Origin of the sequence: Massilia mucilaginosa (genome assembly GCF_011682145.1) — a bacterium.
Classification (GTDB): Bacteria; Pseudomonadota; Gammaproteobacteria; order Burkholderiales; family Burkholderiaceae_D; genus Telluria_A; species Telluria_A mucilaginosa.
The window spans coordinates 16914-34417 of sequence record NZ_WHJH01000013.1 but is presented as its reverse complement, the minus strand read 5'-3'; the positions used below and the strand labels follow the sequence as shown (position 1 = coordinate 34417).

At 63.2% G+C, this 17504-nt stretch carries 16 protein-coding genes; 8 read left to right on the top strand and 8 right to left on the bottom strand.

The window, feature by feature from the left end; genetic code table 11:
• Positions 1-116: 116 nt before the first annotated feature.
• Positions 117-908 carry a DUF4261 domain-containing protein gene (locus F2P45_RS13250; protein ID WP_223164732.1) on the bottom strand — a complete coding sequence of 264 codons (792 nt, stop codon included), beginning with the start codon at positions 906-908 and terminating at the stop codon, positions 117-119.
• A gap of 110 nt (positions 909-1018) precedes the next feature.
• On the opposite strand from F2P45_RS13250, the gene F2P45_RS13245 reads away from it, so the two are divergent.
• On the top strand, positions 1019-1588 hold the full coding sequence (locus tag F2P45_RS13245; protein ID WP_166875444.1) for a hypothetical protein: 570 nt from the start codon (positions 1019-1021) through the stop codon (positions 1586-1588).
• A 24-nt stretch (positions 1589-1612) separates the two neighbouring features.
• Here the strand turns inward: F2P45_RS13245 and F2P45_RS13240 are convergent, their stop codons facing one another.
• The 7 genes from F2P45_RS13240 to F2P45_RS13210 form a co-directional block, all read right to left on the bottom strand.
• Positions 1613-2095: an SMI1/KNR4 family protein gene (locus F2P45_RS13240; protein ID WP_166875441.1), complete on the bottom strand. Its 483-nt coding sequence runs from the start codon at positions 2093-2095 to the stop codon at positions 1613-1615.
• Between the two features lie 67 nt (positions 2096-2162).
• Positions 2163-3143, bottom strand: coding sequence for a hypothetical protein (locus F2P45_RS13235; protein WP_166875438.1), 981 nt, complete (start codon positions 3141-3143; stop codon positions 2163-2165).
• A complete protein-coding gene (locus F2P45_RS13230; protein ID WP_223164731.1) occupies positions 3136-3708 on the bottom strand; it encodes a DUF6932 family protein in 573 nt (190 codons plus the stop codon). Before F2P45_RS13230 ends, F2P45_RS13235 begins: the two co-directional genes overlap by 8 nt.
• A gap of 248 nt (positions 3709-3956) precedes the next feature.
• The gene (locus tag F2P45_RS13225) at positions 3957-6095 is read right to left on the bottom strand and encodes a TonB-dependent receptor (RefSeq protein ID WP_166875433.1); all 2139 of its coding nucleotides are present in this window, start codon (positions 6093-6095) and stop codon (positions 3957-3959) included.
• The gene (locus F2P45_RS13220) at positions 6095-7747 is read right to left on the bottom strand and encodes a PepSY-associated TM helix domain-containing protein (RefSeq protein ID WP_166875430.1); all 1653 of its coding nucleotides are present in this window, start codon (positions 7745-7747) and stop codon (positions 6095-6097) included. Before F2P45_RS13220 ends, F2P45_RS13225 begins: the two co-directional genes overlap by 1 nt.
• Positions 7744-8049, bottom strand: a complete 306-nt coding sequence (locus F2P45_RS13215; RefSeq protein ID WP_166875427.1) for a hypothetical protein — start codon at positions 8047-8049, stop codon at positions 7744-7746. Before F2P45_RS13215 ends, F2P45_RS13220 begins: the two co-directional genes overlap by 4 nt.
• Positions 8042-8308: a hypothetical protein gene (locus F2P45_RS13210; protein ID WP_166875424.1), complete on the bottom strand. Its 267-nt coding sequence runs from the start codon at positions 8306-8308 to the stop codon at positions 8042-8044. Before F2P45_RS13210 ends, F2P45_RS13215 begins: the two co-directional genes overlap by 8 nt.
• Positions 8309-8589: 281 nt before the next feature.
• Here F2P45_RS13210 and F2P45_RS13205 point away from each other — a divergent pair, with 281 nt between their 5' ends.
• The 7 genes from F2P45_RS13205 (at position 8590) to flgG (ending at position 17503) form a co-directional block, all read left to right on the top strand.
• Positions 8590-11259, top strand: coding sequence for a sensor domain-containing diguanylate cyclase (locus F2P45_RS13205; protein ID WP_166875422.1), 2670 nt, complete (start codon positions 8590-8592; stop codon positions 11257-11259).
• Between the two features lie 522 nt (positions 11260-11781).
• Positions 11782-12021, top strand: coding sequence for a flagellar biosynthetic protein FliQ (locus tag F2P45_RS13200; protein ID WP_229421974.1), 240 nt, complete (start codon positions 11782-11784; stop codon positions 12019-12021).
• A gap of 9 nt (positions 12022-12030) precedes the next feature.
• A complete protein-coding gene (locus F2P45_RS13195) occupies positions 12031-12792 on the top strand; it encodes a flagellar biosynthetic protein FliR (RefSeq protein WP_166875417.1) in 762 nt (253 codons plus the stop codon).
• Positions 12792-13871: an EscU/YscU/HrcU family type III secretion system export apparatus switch protein gene (locus tag F2P45_RS13190; protein WP_166875415.1), complete on the top strand. Its 1080-nt coding sequence runs from the start codon at positions 12792-12794 to the stop codon at positions 13869-13871. Before F2P45_RS13195 ends, F2P45_RS13190 begins: the two co-directional genes overlap by 1 nt.
• Positions 13868-15934: a flagellar biosynthesis protein FlhA gene (locus F2P45_RS13185; RefSeq protein WP_166875412.1), complete on the top strand. Its 2067-nt coding sequence runs from the start codon at positions 13868-13870 to the stop codon at positions 15932-15934. The genes F2P45_RS13190 and F2P45_RS13185 overlap by 4 nt, the downstream gene beginning before the upstream one ends.
• Before the next feature lie 38 nt (positions 15935-15972).
• Positions 15973-16701 (top strand): flagellar hook-basal body protein, encoded by a 729-nt coding sequence (locus tag F2P45_RS13180; protein ID WP_166875409.1) that lies wholly within the window; start codon positions 15973-15975, stop codon positions 16699-16701.
• Between the two features lie 28 nt (positions 16702-16729).
• Positions 16730-17503 (top strand): flagellar basal-body rod protein FlgG, encoded by a 774-nt coding sequence (flgG, locus tag F2P45_RS13175; protein WP_166875406.1) that lies wholly within the window; start codon positions 16730-16732, stop codon positions 17501-17503.
• The last annotated feature ends 1 nt before the right edge of the window (position 17504 follow it).

Genomic DNA, 17504 nt, shown 5'->3' with positions numbered 1-17504 from the left:
TACCGGCGGCGCGGGTAGCACTGCCGATGAGCAAGCGATTCTACGATGGGGATGGTGCCGCGGGCAAACGCTGGGCGAGTTGACGTCTTGTAAAGACGCGTGGATGCGACACCGCCTTACCAGGGCTTCCACCAGGGCTTCTTCGTCGGCTCGGATTCGTAGACGAGACGCATGACAGTTCCCTCGATGCCGAAGGCGGATTCGGCATAAACGACGCGAATTTTCTCATCGGCGCTTTCGCCCAGGGTGTCGCCATCGTTGATGACCTGTCCATTTTCCAGCAAATATTGCGCTATCGCTTCAAAGCGCTCCCTCAACTCGGCTGGCGGCTCGGTCGCGCCCTGCGCCTCCAGTTCCATCAGCCCGAGCTCGGCCAGGCCGGTGGTGAAACCCGAACTGAGCGCGTCAACCTCGGTCCAGCCAACGCGGCAGTCGACCCAGATGGTCAACGGCGGGCCCAAGGGCATGATCTTGACGGCGAAGTCGATGAACATGTCTTTGGGCACAAGCAGCGCGGCATTCGTCCAGAACACGCCCGGGGTGCCCGGGGTCGTCGCCATCAGCGCGGCCGTCACCTGCGTGAGTACCGTCGACAGTGCGACCGGGGCGAGCTCGCCACGCACGGTGACGAGCGCGTGGTGCTTGTGTCCCGGCACGACGGATGCCGCATCCGGCCAGAGAATGCTGGTAGCGCAGGGCCCTTCCAGGTCCGACCAGGGGACCGGGGCGGGCATCGTACCGATGACCACTTCCGCGCCGGCGAGATTGAACGCCAGCGTGTTTTCTTCGGCGGAAACGTCGGAAATGAGCGGCAGGCCTGGCCAGCTCGATGAAAGGAAGGCTTGCAGTTCGTTGACAGCGTATGCAGGCGCTTCGTTGAAGAGAATCATGGATATTTGCAGCGGCACGGCGAGCTCCTTGTTTTTTGCGATGTTCAGTTTGCCAGCGGCCGGGGCCAATTGAAGACACAGGGCTATATATGGCGTAAACTGCCATGTTAAGTGATAGACACAACCCCGTGACGTCGCCCCACCCATGCACACCGAACCTGATCGATCAGCAGAAAGCCTTCAATGGCTACGTCCGCCATGTCTGGAACAGCATGCTTGCGGGGACGAGGCAGACTGATGAAGGCATCATGCGTCTGTATGAGCTCTTCGAGAAGGATGAAATTTCCATGCCTGGACATGCGCAAGCTCCAGCATCGGGAGCACTTCCTTCACGCGGGCCGGGAGGCGTGCGAGAAGCCGTCTTCCGCCCTGCCTTGCGCACGCACTTCGCCAGGCTGACGATGCAGTTTCTATTCCAGATCGACGATATTTTTATGATTACAGGACGCGGATGCGTGCTCGTACCGGGCGTGCCATTCGCGTTTCCGGCCGTCATCCGCGCCGGGACCAGGATTGTCATCGTATCGCCTGCCGGAGAACGGCTGGACACCGTCATCGCCGGATGCGAAATGATACATCGTGGTACTCCCTCCAGCCATGCCCCAATTTGCCTGCCGCTCAATGTCCCCAAAGAGATGCTGGCGCTCGGGTCACGTGTTTACCTGGCGCAGAGTGGCGATCAGCAATCCGACGGCTGAAAGAACATGGCATCAACCGCAAGGCTAGCCGTAGCGATGCAGATCATCGCTATCGGTTGCCACGCACGCCACGAATTCATTGAAATTGCTCGATACCTTACCCAGGCGCGTAGCGCCTACCGCATCGACATGACCGAAATGCGCCGATGACGGATCGAGGTCGATCACATAATGCACGCATTCCATCAGATGATCGGCGCAGATAAAAAGATCCCCGGAAAGGAGCGGCGCAAGGTCGGTGCCGACGTCATCCTCACTGGCGCGGCGCCATTCGTCGAGTGCCCAGAAACGCACGCACGATGGCCATTCGTCCGCAAATTCGGGCGCGCCATTCATGATCGCGTAGTTGGAGCGCACCTGCTGCGGAAGGCGCACCCGGTTCGCTGATTCGAAGGCATCGAACTGCGCCATCGACGCGGGCTTTCCCGCAACTTTGCCTTCTTTTACCAGTTGACCGCGCACAGACCGAAAATCGTACATCGCTCTCTCTCCGACAAGATCGTCCATTGCAAAGCAGCTAATTGGTCACTACCTGAGCTGCCGACCAAAAACGTCGCCGGCGCTCTGGAAAAGATCATTGGAAGGAATCCAGGGCAACTGCGCTTACCTCACCCACGCGCACAAGATAGCAGAGGCGACGCGGCCTGTTGCCGTCTCTGACCATCTTGGTATTGATCACAACAGTACGGGGCTGTTGCGAGACATGTCTGGCGTCAATGGACGGCGTACTCGGCGAATGCTGGCTCGCGAACTGGGCGGCGGCTTCATGACCGACGATTCCCGACAGGATGACGATGGCGCCGTCGACGTTTGCCTGCAATTCGAATCGGCGCGATTGGGGAAGCAGAAACAGCGTGCCCGCATAGTCGGCGCCTGTTTCCTCGATTTCCGTTTCTTGCAAGCGGCGGCGAGCCAATGCCACTGCGCAGGCATCGAGAAAGATATCCTGTGATCCGCAAACCACGCGCAAAGTCGCTTTGTGTTCATCGAGCCGAACGAAAAACTGCGTCAAGGGCGTTAGCAGTCCCGGATCGAGCGCGGCGGCGGCTTCATCGGATGTCGCGGCGTCATTGGCGCCGATGCCTGCAAGCGTATCGACGAGCGCAGTGAGAACCGTGCGTAGCGGGGTTGCCGTCGAGTTAGTCGCGTCGATTGCCTCTTCAAGGATAAAACCCATCGCTCCCCGGACAACGTCCGTCAACAGCATGTTCGAGCGATCCGTGAAATCGGCACGGGCTGAGTCGGCGGGTCGATTGGCGGCACTCGTGGCGAATGCCGTCGTGATCAAGTCGTGGATATCGTTGAGTGCCTCTGCGGCAAATTCAACGTTGATGCCTTGCGCGTTCTTGAGCGGGCCGCCGCCAAAAAATATCCCAATTTCGGCGTGCAAATCCGGACGATTGCTTAGGCGCTGCAACTGTTCTTCGATGGCGGCCTTGCGGCACGTGTATTGGAGGAAGCCGATGGGATCGTCCGCTTCGCTGCGCGAGGCAAGCAGTGCCTCAACGGCGGCAAGATCGGCGGCCAGAAAATCAAGCTCGCGGTGTTTACGCATGTGGCCCTCCACCCAGTTGACGCTCCATGTCGTTGAGCAGCATCAATGCGGCACGATCATCATGGTCCGCCATTGACACCTTCAACATTCCTTTCCACAGCAACGTGGCGCGCTGGTGAGAAAACAATCCGAACCAGTACCGCGTGTCGTCGACCAAACGCTCGGCGTGATTGGCGAGATCCACGAAGTAGCCATCACAGCGGTAACGCAGCCGCGTCCTTCCCGCATCAAACAGATCGAGGTTATCCAGTGCCAACTGACGCTTTGTTTGAGAATTTCCGGGCAAATGTGCAAAGGTCACGATATCGATATCCGCAGGAGAACGGCCGGTAGCCATCTCGATACCCTCCGTAAAACTGCCATTGAGCCATTGCCAACCGTCACATATACCGATGGCGCGCAAGTCACCTCTATATGATAGCAGTCCGCGTAAAATCGCAATGCGGTTTGGACTTCTACCGAATCTTCGGATCAGCTCGATTAAATCTGTATCGTAAGGCGACATGTGGGCTCGTGAGCTGGCTTCTGCACCGGTATAGGGCGGCAGGACAAGCGCCGCATTCATCGTTGGAATCATTATCGTCTCGCAGTCAGGAAGAGTTTCGGTCTACACCAAACCCATCACCCTAAGCTGAGAGGTGCAGTCGTTCCGTGCGTAAGGCCAATGAAACTGCTCGCGTGAAGTCCATGCAACACCGAATCGGCGGACAAGAAATTTCAACAAGGAATCATGATTCACCCATAAAAAAGCCCGCGATAAGGCGGGCCTTTTCATCCGGCACGCCCGCAAACAGGCATGCCACTCACGTCAGCTTAGAAATCAAACGCCGCCGACAGCCTGATCGCGCGCGGCGCGCCCAGGTTCAAGCGCCCTGCTCCCCACGCGCTCTCGAAATACTCCTTGTCGGCCACGTTGGTCACGAAAGCGCGCAGCACCACCGGCATGCTGCCGAAACGGGTCGCGTATTTGGCGCCCAGGTCGAGCGTGGTCCACGAGTCCAGCTTCAGGCTGTTATCCGCCGCCAGCCACTGCGAACCGGTGTAATTGATGCGCGAGCTCAGTTCCAGGCCCGGCACCGCCGCCAGCGCGTAATCGAGGCCGATATTGGCCGTCATGCGCGGCACGCCGAACTGCGCCTTACCCTGATTGATGCCCTTGTTGGTCTTGGTCTGCTCGGCCTTGGTGTAAGCCACGCCACCGAGCAAGGTGATGTCATTGCCGGCCTTGCCGAACACATTCCATTCCACGCCGCGGTTGCGCTGCTCGCCATCTGTCGACATGCGGTTGTTCGATTCGATCAGCGCCGGTTTGCTGATCTGGAACACGCTCAGGGTTTGCGTCAGCGTATTCATGTTCCACTTCACGCCGGCCTCGAGCTGCTTCGACTTGTACGGCTTGAAGGTTTCGCCTTCGTTCGCGTACGGCGCCTTGACCGTGGTGCCGGCGCTCAGGCCTTCGACGTAGTTGGCGTACAGCGACACGTTCTCGCCCCACGGCTTATAGACCACGCCGGCCAGTGGCGTGACCGCCGTTTCTTCATACTTGCTCAGCTTCTGCTCGACTTTCTGGGCGCGCACGCCGAGCGTCAACTGCAGCTTGCCGTCGGCGAACCAGATCGAATCGACCGCGCTCAGCGCCGTCATCACATCGTCGTTGACCCGATTGTAGGTCGAGGCATCTTTACCGGCCGGCATGGTGATCGGGGTCGGGTTGTAGAGGTTGCTGTTGATCGCCGCCGTGCCGTTGGCGCGGCCGCCGCCTTCGTAGTTCATCACATTGGCCGCCAGCGTCACCTTGTGCGCGATGGCGCCGGTGTTGAACTGGCCGCGCACGCCCATCTCGGCGGTGGTGGTTTCGTACTCGCCCCACGAGTTGTAGGCGGTGCCGGTGGCCTTGCCGCTGCTGCCGCCCGAGACCGGCAATACCGGACGGGTGCCGAAGATGAAGCCGTCGTACGAGTGCTTGGCCGTGCCGGCCGAGGCGAACGCGCTCCAGCCGGCGCCCAGTTCCACCTGGCCGCGCACGATCAGGCCCTGGGTTTCGGTGTTGCTGTAGACATCTTCGCCATAGAAGAAGTTGGTCGAGCCGTGCGGCGCTTTCGGCACGCTGGTCCAGCCGGTGATGATCGGCTGCATCGGCGCGCCCTTGCGCACCTTGTTGGTCAGCGAGTAGGCGTCCATCTCGACGTTCCAGCCCTTGCCCTGGTAGTCCACGGCCACATGGCCGATTTCGCGGCGTTTGGTCTGGTGGTCGAGCCAGGTTTTGCCGCCCGACAGCACGCCGTTGACGCGCACGCCCAGCGCCTGGTCGTCGCCGAAGCGGCGCGCCACGTCGGCATGCACGCCCACGTTCGACTTGCTCGATACCGAGGTCGTCACGCGCGTCAGCGGGGTGGCGCCGGCGCGTTTCGGCACCAGGTTGATCGCGCCGCCCACGTCGCCCGCCGGCGGCAGGCCCATCATCATGGCGCCGGGACCTTTCAGCACTTCGACCCGCTCGAACATCTCGGTCGGGGTATTTTGCTCCGGGGCCAGGCCGTAGGCGCCATTGATCGCCATCGAGCCCGAACCGACGCCGAAGCCGCGGATATTGAAGTTCTCGACCACGTGGCCTTCGTTGGTGGTGGTGCGCACCGACGGGTCGTTCTTGAGCACGGCGCCGATGGTCTGGGCTTGCTGGTCGGCGATGGTTTGCGCGGTGTAGGCGGTGATGTTGAACGGCGTGTCCATCACGCTTACGTTGCCGAGCACGCCAAGGCGGGCGCCTTTGGCGACCTTGCCGCCGGCAGCGGCCGCAGGCAGGCTGTCCGGCGTTTCGGCGGCGGCCTTGACGGTGATTTCTTTCATGGTTTCGACAGGCGCCTGGGCCATGGCCGGCAGGGCCAGGGTAGCGATCATGGTCATGCAGGCCATGGGAATGGTACGGAAAGCACACACAGGGACAACTCGCATTACATTTGCTCCATCTGGTTAGAGGTTATTTGGTGAGAAGTTCTTTGATTCGAATTCGTTGGCGATGACGGCATGGATGCATCGAGCTCGCGCCAGACGCTTTGCTGCTGGCCCGAACGGGCGCGCCGGCGCACCCGCGCCGCCATCCACAGCAGCAGCGCGCCGCCGAGCAGCGACAAGCCGTCGATCCAGAGATAATCGGCGACGTAAGGCTTGCCGACCGGCAGACCAGGGAATATGCCGGCCAGCGCACTGGTAAGCGGCACCAGCAGGGTCGCCAGGGCGGCGCCGAAGGTCAGGCGGTAACCGGCCCAGGCCGCCCCCTTGGCCAACGCCGCCAGCAGCCCGAGCGCGAGCGCGCCGTTGAAGACGGCCAGGCCGAGGCCCGCCATGTCCAGCCCCAGGCCGGCCTGCCAGCGCAGCGCCACCAGCCCCAGCGGCAGGCCGATGACGGCGCCCAGGCACAGGCCGACCGTCAGTGCGGCCACCGCCCGCACGTGGCGCGGCTGCGCCAGCGGCGTGGCCAGCTGGCGGTTCTTGCGCAGGCGCGATTCGATCCACAGCAGGTTGCCGGTGTAGAACAGGATCGCGCCGAGCAAACCCATCGCCACGTAGGCCAGGCGCACCGGCACGCCGCCAAAACTGCCGAAGTGCAGCGCGAAAATGGCGGACAAGCTCGCTTCCCAGTTGTTTTGCTGGTGCGGCAGCAGGCTGATGCCTTTGTTGAGCTGGCCGCTGACGGGATTGAAGTTCATGAAGCCGGCACGCGGGGCGCGCATATGGCCGCTCCAGTCTTCGCCGCCCATGTTCACTTGCGGTTTGGGGCTGTTCAGGCCGCGGTAAGTCAGTTCGGTCGGCGTGAAGCTGGCGGAAATGGTGCGCGCGCTGGCCAGCAGGCGCGATGGCGCCACCCAGTTCGCGCTCGCGCCCGGCACAGCCTTGCCCTTGGCGCGCGGTTCGGCCCCGGCCGGCTTGCCGATGGCGTGGATGGTGGCGTCCTGCGTGTCATAGACCCAGTCGTGCAGGCAGAAGCCGGCCGTGGTCAGGGCAATGGCCAGGTGGAACGGCAGGCTGGTGATGCCGATCAGGTTGTGGGCGTCGAGCCAGAAGCGCTTGACGTTGGCGCCGATGCGCAGCACCAGCAAGTCCTTCACCAGCGAGGGCAGCAGGATCACCACGCCCGAAATGAGCGCCAGCGCATACAGCAGCGCCACCAGGCCGATGATCGGCTCGGCCACGGCGTCGGCCAGCGGCAAGCCGCCGTTGCGGTGCACCTGGTCGACAAAGTGGGCGGCCGGGCCGGTCTGCGCGGCGCTCGTTTGCAGGCGGCCGGCCACGTCCAGCGTGACCTGCCAGCTCGCGCCCTGCTGGTCGGTGTAGCGCATGCGGCCGTAGCCGGGCCGTTCGCCATCGAGCACCAGCACGGCGCTGCCGACGGCCGGGTCGCGCGCGGCGAAAAATGCGGCGGCGAGCGGGTCGAGCGGCGAGCTGGCAGCCTGCCGCGCAGTCGGCGGCGCTTCGGCCCAGCGCCCGATTTCGGGGGCGAACATGGTCAACGCACCCGCGTAGAACGCGATGAACAGCATCACGCCGCTGAGGATGCCGACCCAGGTATGCACCACTTTGTAGGTGCGCACGATCTCCGCCTTCATGCGGCGCTCGCGCCGGCTTGCATCAGAAGGTAGCAGGCTAACGCGGCGAGCGCGTTGGCCAGCGCCAGCCACAGCCAGCAGGCGCGCTTGCTGGGCAACAGGAACACCAGCGCGATGGCCGCGACCCAGAGCGGATACACCACCCACATCGTCAATTGCCCGAGCACCGGGCCGGCCCCCAGAAAGCGCATCAGCTGGTGCAGCACGCCGCTGACGGCGATCGCCAGCGGATAGCCGAGCACCAGGGCCAGCAGGCCGTTGTGCAGCAAAACCCGGTCGCGCCGGGTGGTGTCCTTAGCCATGCGCCCTCCCCGCCCGGGCTTTGCGCACGGCGCGCAGCACGCCGACGGCCGGCAGGGCGAACATCCACACGGTCAGCACGCTCAGGATGGCCGTAAACGTGCTCATGCGGGCGGACAGCGCCAGCACGGCCAGCACCAGCGGGGCCGCACCCGACACCCAGCCGAGCAGGGCCGGCAGGCGTGGTTCGGCCCTGGCCGTGCTGAAATTGCAGCACGCGGCGGACAGCAGCGTCAGGATCAAGGCTAGGGCAAGCAACATACTGGCTTTCAACTCGCCCGTGGGACTGGGGAGACGGCCGCATCTTACTCCAAATAGAAATGATTCTCAATACGACGGTTGAGTAAAATATATCTTTTTGACGATTATTGATTCCACAAAGAAATTTTGGTATAGTTATCGCAGCCGTTGTTGCGGCTCGGGCACAGGCCCAAATAGCGCCTGCTTGCTCTCGTACTCACCAGAATTTCCTCCGGCCATGCTCCCGCCGATCCTTGCTGTTGCAAAATACTGACGCCTGACGTCAGCGACCGGGACGCCTCATGGACATAGCACTTTCCGACTCCGCCGATCTGAAACGTGTGCGCGCCCTGTGCGCCCTGTGCGTGCTCGACACGCCGCAGGAAGACCGCTTCGACCGCCTCACCCGCCTCGCCTCGGCCGTCCTGGCGGTGCCGATCGCGCTCGTTTCGCTGGTCGATGCGCAGCGCCAGTGGTTCAAGTCGCGGGTAGGGCTGGACACCACTGAAACGCCGCGCGCGATCTCGTTTTGCACCCACACGGTGGCGCAGCGCGAGATGCTGGTGGTGGAAGACGCGCTGCGCGATGCGCGCTTTGCCGCCAACCCGCTGGTCACCGGCGCCCCGGGCATTCGCTTCTACGCCGGCCAGCCGGTGTTCTCGCACGATGGCGAGGCGGTCGGCACCCTGTGCATCATCGATACCGTGCCGCGCAGCTTCGACGAGGCGGCGCGCGAGACGCTGCGCGACTTCGCCGGGCTGGTCGAGGATGAACTGAACAAGGGTGCGCTGATCGACGCCCGCCTGCGCGCCGAACAAGCCCTGCATGCGCTCAACGAAGAACTCGAACACCGCATCGAAGAGCGTACCCGCTCCCTGAGCGAGGCCAACGACACGCTCAAGCGCGAAATCCGCCAGCGCCTGGCCGCCGAAGAGACCCTGCGCACCAACGAAGAGCGCATCCGCACCATCATCGATTCGTCCTTCAGCGCCTTTGTCAGCACCGATGCCGCCGGCATCGTGGTGGACTGGAACCTGTCGGCCGAACGCACCTTCGGCTGGAGCCGCGCCGAAGCGCTGGGCCAGGAACTGGCCACCCTGATCGTCCCCGAAAACTACCGCGCCGGCCACCGCGCCGGCATGCAGCGCTTCGTCCGCGACGGCGTGGGCAATGTGATCAACACGCGCATCGAGATGCCGGCCCGCACCAGGGATCAGGGCGACATCACGGTCGAAATGACCATCAACGCCTTTCACGCCGGCGGCGACCTGTTTTTCGGCGCGTTCTTGCACGACGTGTCGGAGCGCATCCGCGCCAAGCTGGCCTTGCAGGAAAAGCAGCAATTGCTCGACACGGTGCTCGAGACGCTCGATGTCGGCGTGGTGGCCTGCTCGGCAGACGGCGAGCTGACCCTGTTCAACCGCGCCGCGCGCGAATTCCACGGCCTGCCGCCGCAGGCGCTGCCGAGCGGCGACTGGGCCTCGCATTACAGCCTGTTTTCAAGCGACGGCGCCCATCCGATGGAAGAACGCGAGGTACCGCTGGTGCGCGCCCTGCATGGCGAGACGATCAAGGATTGCGCCATGGTGATCTCAGCGAGGGGCCGCAACCGGCGCTACGTGCTGGCCAGCGGACGGCGCATGATCGGCCCGAACGGCGAGGCCATGGGCGCGGTGGTGGCGATGAAGGACATTACGGAGCTGAACGACTCGCAGCGCAGGCTCAAGGTCAACGAGCAGCGCCTGCGGGCGATCACCGAAAACCTGCCGGCGCTGATCGGCCAGGTCGACAAGGCCGGCAATTTCACGTACCTCAATACCCTGGCGCTGCGCTTTTACGGGCGCGAAAAATCCCAGCTGATCGGCCAGCCGGTGCGCCAGGCCTACAGCGCGCCCGAGTTCGAACGCGTCGAACAGTTCATGAAACTGGCGCTGCAGGGCAAGCGCGTCTCGTTCGAAGATGAACTCACGGTCGAGGGGCGCAGCTCGCATTATCACGCCTCGTACATCCCCGACATCGATGCCAGCGGCTCGGTGAACGGGTTTTATGCGATGGCCTTCGACATCACCGCCAGGAAGCGCAGCGAAATCCGCCAGCGCGACAGCGAGGAGCGCCTGCGCACCGTCACCGACAACCTGCCGGCGCTCATCTCCTATCTCGACACCGACCTGCGCTACCGCTTCGCCAACGCCATGTACAAGCAGTGGTACGGCGTGGATCCGGCGGCAATGGTCGGCAAGAGCATCAGCGAGATCTTTCCCGCGCACTTCTGCGGCCAGCGCGAACAACAGCTGCGACGCTGCCTGGAAGGCCACACCGTGCAGCTCGAACTCGAAATCGAGCACGCGGGCGACACCCGCATCCTTCACTCGGTGTACATTCCGCACCTGCGCGACGGCGTGGTGCTGGGCGCCTACCTGCTCTCGACCGACGTGACGGCGGCGCGCCGGCACGAGGCCAACCTGAAGGCGCTGGCCCATACCGACACCCTGACCGGCCTGCCGAACCGGCGCAGCTATGAAGCCGAACTGGAAGCGGCCCTGGGGCGCAGTGCGCGCAACCGCAGCGGCATGGCATTGATGCTCCTCGATATCGACCGCTTCAAGCAGATCAACGATACGCTCGGCCACGCCGGCGGCGACGAGGTGCTGCGCGAATTCGCGCGGCGCCTGCTGCGCGCCGTGCGCAAGACCGACACGGTGTCGCGCCTGGCGGGCGACGAATTCACCATCATTCTGGAATGCGTGCGCTCGCCCGAGGAAAGCGCCAGGGTCGGCGCCAAGATCGTCGAGGCCATGCGGCCGCTGTTTTCGGTGGGCGAGATGGCGCGCCAGGTCTCGACCAGCATCGGCATCGCCTGGACCAACAGCGCCGCCGACGATGCGCGCGCCTTGTCGACCCGGGCCGACGCCGCCCTGTACCAGGCCAAGGAGGCCGGACGCAATCAGTTCTGCGTGGCGGCGGCGCCATAAAACACCCGTTTTTTATACCGAAACCGCCCTGTAGCGACCCGCATTGCTAAGTTGTAAGCGCTTTATACAATTTGATATGCGAGCAGGACAATAAGGAGAATCAGGCGCACTGGGGACATATTCGTGGCCGGGATTGGCGCGTGGGCCCAGGCGGCAATAATGGCCATCCCGCCGCGCGCGGCCTCCGCACGGAACGTCGGGCAATTGGCATGCAACGGACGTTAATAACGGTTATATATAATGTGAATAATCATTCTTTGTTGTTTTCAACCAACATCGAATGGCATTCCGCTTTACCCCGGACTACCATTTCTTATCCCATCAAAAAGCTATTTCCAACAGCAAATGTGTCTGATATCTGTATTAAATTTGTCCAGAAGTTATTGACACAAATCACACCAAGTCTTACTCTCCTACCCTTAAGCAATATTATTGCAATTTAGAAATTAAGAATGCACCTCGCCGGACGTTCTCTTCTAATCGGGAAAGCGGAAGATGGGATCGGATGTTGCATTAGCGCTCATGGCGCAAATTCTGTGGGGCGCGGTCATCATCAGCGCCCCGATTCTGCTCTGCACCCTGGTCATCGGTCTGGTCGTGAGCGTACTCCAGGTCGTCACCCAGATCCAGGACATGTCGCTCACCTTCATTCCCAAACTCATCGGCACCGTGCTGGCGCTGGTGTTTTTCGGTCCCTGGATGCTGCGCAAGCTGATTCTGCTGGCCAGCGGCCTGATCTCGAACATCCCCAACTATTTCTGACCTTTCCCGATGACGTTCGACTTCAATCCAGCCTGGCTGATCGCCGTGCTGCTGTGCTCCCTGCGCCTGTCGGCCCTGTTGCTGCTGACACCGCTGCTGCAGGCGCTCGGCTTGCCGGTCCGGGTGCGCGTGGTACTCATCCTCGCACTGTCGGCCATGCTGGTATCGGGCATGCGCCTGCTGCCGCCCGATCCGCCGTCCGACGTGCCGGCGATGATCGGTGCCTGCATAAACGAGCTGATGGTGGGCGCGCTGATGGCCTTCGGCATCTTTGCCGCCTTCGCCGCTTTTTCCTTCGCCGGCAATGCGCTCGACCTGCAGATCGGTTTTAACATCGCCAACGTATTCGATCCCGTCACGCGCGCCCAGGCGCCGCTGCTGGCATCCCTGCTGGCGATGCTGGCCGTGGCCCTGTTCTTCGGCATGGATGCGCACCACGCGCTACTGCGCGGTTTTGCGTATTCGCTCGAACGCGTTCCGCTCGGCGCCGGCCTGGCCCAGCCCGACCCGGCCATCGTCATCCGCCAATTCGGCATCGTCTTCACGCTCGGGTTGACCCTGGCGGCACCGGTGCTGTTCTGCCTGTTCCTGGTGGAACTGGCGCTGGCGGTATTGTCGCGCAACCTCCAGCAAATGAATATTTTCGTGTTGGCCGCGCCGATCAAGATCGTGGTCGGCCTGACCATGCTGGCCCTGATGGCGAACCACATCGGGGTGCTGGCCGAACGCATTTTCAACACCGTGTTTTCGTTCTGGGACGCGGTGCTCTGATGTCGGACGATGGACAAGACAAAAGCCAGGACGCAACCCCGCACAAGCTACGCGAGGCGCAAAAACGCGGCCAGGTATCCAAGAGCGTCGAGGCCAACTACGCCGCCGTGCTGGCGCTGCTGGTCGGGGTCTGCTTCGCCTCGGGCCCGGCGATTGCCCAGCGCGTGCTGCTGCTGGCGCGCCAGACCTTCGACCAGGCCGGGCGCACCGACTGGGCCAGCGATAACATCGCCATGTGGCTGGTGCAGCTGGTCGCTGGCAGTATCGCCGCCCTGTTGCCGCTGCTGCTCGGGCTGGTGGTGGTGGCGCTGGTGGTCAACGTCAGCCAGACCGGTGGCGTGTTCAGCTTCGACCCGATCACGCCCGACTTCAAGCGTCTCAATCCGGCAACTGGCCTGGAGCGCCTGTTTTCGCTGAAGATGCTGTACGAAGCGGCGCGCAGCGTGGCCAAGCTGGCCTTGCTGGGCCTGGTGGCATGGAGCGCGATGCGGACCCTGATGCCCGACTTGATGAAGCTTAGCTACATCGATGCGCGCGGGCATGCCGCCCTGGTGCTCGGCAACGTCGGCCCGCTGCTGTTCAAGCTGATGCTGGCAGTGCTGCTGCTGGCTCTGATCGACGTGCTGTACACGCGCTGGGATTTCGCCAAAAAGATGCGAATGAGTCATCGCGACATTACCGACGAACACAAACAGAAGGAAGGAGACCCGCGCATCCGCAGCCGCCTGCGCCAGCTGCGCAATGAAATGCTGAAACAGTCGCGCTCCGCGCGCAAATTACCCGAGGCAGACGTGCTCATTACCAACCCAACTCATATCGCCATCGCCCTGTCGTACCGCCATGGCGAAATGCCTGCGCCCAAGCTGCTGGCCAAGGGCAGCGGCAAGCTGGCGGCGCGCATGCGCCAGGCTGCGCGCGAGCTGAACATTCCCATTGTCGAGAACCGCCCGCTCGCGCGCGAGCTGTACAAACGCATCGGTGCCGACCAGTACGTGCCCGAAGACCTGTACCCGCGCGTGGCCAAGATCCTGATCTGGGTGTACGCCATGCGCCAGGGCCGTACCGGGAGCGCCGCTTGAACGCCCTGCGCCGCGTCTTGGGGGCCAACACCGACATCGCCATGGTACTGCTGGTGGTCGGCGTGCTGTTCATGCTGTTCGCTCCGGTGCCCCCGGGCCTGCTCGACTTCCTGATCCTGGCCAACTTCAGCTTCGCCCTGCTGATCCTGCTGCTGACCTTCTACATGTCCAAGCCGGTCGAGTTTTCGACCTTCCCGTCGATGCTGCTGATTGCCACCCTCTTCCGGCTGGCCCTGAACATCTCGGCCACCCGCCTGATCCTGCGCGACGCCGACGCCGGGCATGTGATCGGCGCCATCGGCTCCTACGTAGTGGGCGGCAATTTCGTCATCGGCCTGATCGTGTTCCTGATCCTGGTGGTGGTCCAGTATGTGGTCGTCACCAGCGGCGCCCAGCGCGTCTCGGAAGTGGCGGCCCGCTTCACCCTCGACAGCATGCCGGGCCAGCAGATGAGCATCGATGCCGACCTCAACATGGGCTTCATCGACCAGGAAGAAGCCCAGCGCCGGCGCGCCAACATCAGCCGCGAAGCGGCCTTCTACGGTGCCATGGACGGCGCCAGCAAGTTCGTCAAGGGCGACGCCATTGCGGGCATCATCATCATGTTGATCAACAGCGTCGGCGGCCTGGTGATCGGGGTCATGCAGCTCGGCATGCCGTGGGACCAGGCCATGCAAACCTTTACCCTGCTCACCATCGGCGATGGCATCGTGACCCAGGTACCGGCCCTGGTCATTTCGGTGGCGACCGGCCTGATCGTCACCCGCTCGGCCTCGGACGACAACCTGGGAAATGCAGCCTTCCGCCAGATCACCTCCTTCACCAAGCCGCTGGCCATGGTCACGTTGACCATGGCGGCGCTGATGTTCATGCCCGGCATACCGGTCTGGCCGCCGCTCAGTCTGGCGGTCTTGTTCGGCGCCGTGATGCTGCTGCGCCGCAAACCGGGCGACGTGGCTGGCGGCGCCCTGGCCGACGGTGCCGATCCGGCCAAGCCTGGCACGCCACCAGTAGCCGGCGGCAAGGAAGACGATGCTTACGGGCTGCTGCCGATCGAAGCGGTGGAAGTGCAGCTGGGCGTGGACCTGGTGCCGATGTTGGAAACCGACCAGGCCCTGTTCATGGAACGCATTGCCACTTTCCGCAAGCAGTACGCGCTCGAATCGGGCCTGGTGCTGCCGAGCACGCGTTTCCGCGCCGGCCCGCGCCTTGGCGCCAATGCCTACGAAATCCTGGTGTTCGGCGTGGCCGTGGCCAGGGGCGAGATCCGGCGCGACCGCATCCTGGCGATCCATCCGGGCGGCGAGATTGCCAGGCTGGCAGGGATCGATACCAAGGAGCCGAGCTTCGGCCTGCCGGCGGTCTGGATCGAGGAAGCCGGCCGCGCCGAAGCGATCGCCGCGAAGTACACGCTGGTCGACCCGCCCACCGTGTTCATGACCCACTTATGCGAAGTGCTGCGCCAGCACGCCGCCACCCTGCTCACGCGCCCGGAAACGGAGCGCCTGCTGGGCCGCGTGCGCGACGCCCAGCCCGGCCTGGTCGAAGAAATCGTCCCCACCGTGCTCGGCGTGGGCGAGGTGCAACGCGTGCTCCAAAACCTGCTCAAGGAAAAAGTGTCGATCCGCAACCTCGACGCCGTCATCGAAACCCTGGTCGATCATGCCAAGAACAGCAAGGACCCGGCCTACCTGACCGAACTCGTGCGTCAACGGCTGGGCTCGATGATCTGCCAGTCCCTGACCAACGGCAACAACACTCTGCAAGTCATCACGCTCGACCCGACGATCGAACACACCCTGCTGCAAAACATCCGCGCGGTCGAAAGCGGCGGCGCCATGGTGGTCGAGCCGAAATTTGCCGAGCAGGTCATCACCCGCCTGGCCCAGAACGCCGAAAAGATGATGAAAGCCAATCTGATGCCGGTGCTGCTGTGCGCACCCGAACTGCGGCGCCATATCCGCACCCTGTCCGAGCGCATGGTGCCGCAGTTGCGAGTGCTGTCGCTCGCCGAAGTGCCCAATTCGCTCGAACTGCGGGCCTATGTCACCGTATCGATTTGACTCCACCAGCGACCTGAACAAGAACTCCAAGGAACAGCATGAGCAACGCCCTTATCGCCTCCGTGCAGAGCATGCAGAACGACCTGCGCCGCATGGATACCATCAGCCAGAACATGGTCAACATCGCCACGCCAGGCTACAAGCGCGCCATTCCCGTGGCCGGCGCCTTCGACGCCATGCTGGCCGCACCAAGGCAGGGAGCGCCGGCGGTTCCAGCCCAGGCTCCGACGATCAACAGCGTGCTCGACCTGTCGGCGGGCGCCTTCAAGCAGACCAACAAACCGTTCGACCTGGCCATTGCCGGCGACGGCTACTTCGAACTGGCCACGCCCCAGGGCCCGGCGTACACCCGTGCCGGCGACTTCCATCTCGACGCGCGCGGACGCCTGGTGTCGCAAGCTGGCTACGCACTGCAAGGCATGCAGGGCGACCTGGTGTTGAACGGCGCGGCCGCCGCCATCGACCACAGCGGGCGCATCACCCAGGATGGCGCCACCATCGGCCAGGTCAAACTGGTGCGCTTCGCCGACGCCAGGGCACTGGCCAAGAACGGCGCCGGCCTGTTGCAGGCGGTGGCCGGCATGGACGGCGCCACCGAAGCGAAGCCTGAACTGCAGGTCGGCTACCTGGAAAACTCGAACGTCACCCCGATGCGCGAAATGGTCAGCATGATGGAGACCACGCGCCACTTCGAAGCGGCCCAGAAGCTGTTCCAGGGCTACGACGAAAAAATCGCCAGCGCCATCCAGAAACTCGGCCAGTTCTGAGCCGCCCTACCTTTACCCCAGGATTATCATGAACGATTCACTGTACATCGCCGCCACCGGCATGCAAGCCCAGCAGCAAAACATCGACGCCATTGCCAACAACCTGGCCAACGTCAGCACGGCCGGCTTCAAGAAAGGCAGGGTCAATTTCCAGGAAATGATGCACGTCGACCCAAACCAGCAAGGCGCCGCGCGCGCCGGCCTGAACGGCCCGCTGGGCCTGGGCATCAGCGTCGGCAGCGTGGCCAAGGATTTCGCGCCGGGCGCCCTGGCCCAGACCAACGCCCCGATGGACCTGGCCATCAACGGCGCCGGATTCATCGAAGTTACCCTGGCCGACGGCAGCCGCGGCTACACGCGCGGCGGCACCCTGCAGATCAGCAAGGACAATTACCTGGCCACCGCCGACGGCCATGTACTCAAAGCCGCCATTCATGTGCCGCCCAACGCGGCATCGGTCAAGATCGGCGCCGATGGCAAGGTGTCGGCCCAGATGAGCGCCAACGGCCCCCTGACCGAGATCGGCCAGATCGAACTGGCCAGTTTCGCCAACCCGTCGGCGCTCAATGCCGTCGCCGGCGGCATCTACGCGCCGACCGAAGCGTCGGGCGACGCCAACATCGGCAAACCGGGCCAGCAGGGCATGGGCGTGCTGGCGCAAGGTGCGCTGGAAAACTCGAACGTGACCCTGGTCGACGAAATGGTGACCCTCATGATCGCCCAGCGCGCTTACGAGATGAGCTCGAAGGTAATCCAGGCCTCGGACGAGATCATGGGCCTGACCAACAACCTGCGCCGCTAGA

Coding starts and splice junctions, on each gene's coding strand:
- F2P45_RS13240 (WP_166875441.1), bottom strand. CDS start 2,095: ATGGACGATCTTGTCGGAGAGAGAGCGATGTACGATTTTCGGTCTGTG.
- F2P45_RS13235 (WP_166875438.1), bottom strand. CDS start 3,143: ATGCGTAAACACCGCGAGCTTGATTTTCTGGCCGCCGATCTTGCCGCC.
- F2P45_RS13230 (WP_223164731.1), bottom strand. CDS start 3,708: ATGAATGCGGCGCTTGTCCTGCCGCCCTATACCGGTGCAGAAGCCAGC.
- F2P45_RS13225 (WP_166875433.1), bottom strand. CDS start 6,095: ATGCGAGTTGTCCCTGTGTGTGCTTTCCGTACCATTCCCATGGCCTGC.
- F2P45_RS13220 (WP_166875430.1), bottom strand. CDS start 7,747: ATGAAGGCGGAGATCGTGCGCACCTACAAAGTGGTGCATACCTGGGTC.
- F2P45_RS13215 (WP_166875427.1), bottom strand. CDS start 8,049: ATGGCTAAGGACACCACCCGGCGCGACCGGGTTTTGCTGCACAACGGC.
- F2P45_RS13210 (WP_166875424.1), bottom strand. CDS start 8,308: ATGTTGCTTGCCCTAGCCTTGATCCTGACGCTGCTGTCCGCCGCGTGC.
- F2P45_RS13205 (WP_166875422.1), top strand. CDS start 8,590: ATGGACATAGCACTTTCCGACTCCGCCGATCTGAAACGTGTGCGCGCC.
- F2P45_RS13200 (WP_229421974.1), top strand. CDS start 11,782: ATGGCGCAAATTCTGTGGGGCGCGGTCATCATCAGCGCCCCGATTCTG.
- F2P45_RS13195 (WP_166875417.1), top strand. CDS start 12,031: ATGACGTTCGACTTCAATCCAGCCTGGCTGATCGCCGTGCTGCTGTGC.
- F2P45_RS13190 (WP_166875415.1), top strand. CDS start 12,792: ATGTCGGACGATGGACAAGACAAAAGCCAGGACGCAACCCCGCACAAG.
- F2P45_RS13180 (WP_166875409.1), top strand. CDS start 15,973: ATGAGCAACGCCCTTATCGCCTCCGTGCAGAGCATGCAGAACGACCTG.
- flgG (WP_166875406.1), top strand. CDS start 16,730: ATGAACGATTCACTGTACATCGCCGCCACCGGCATGCAAGCCCAGCAG.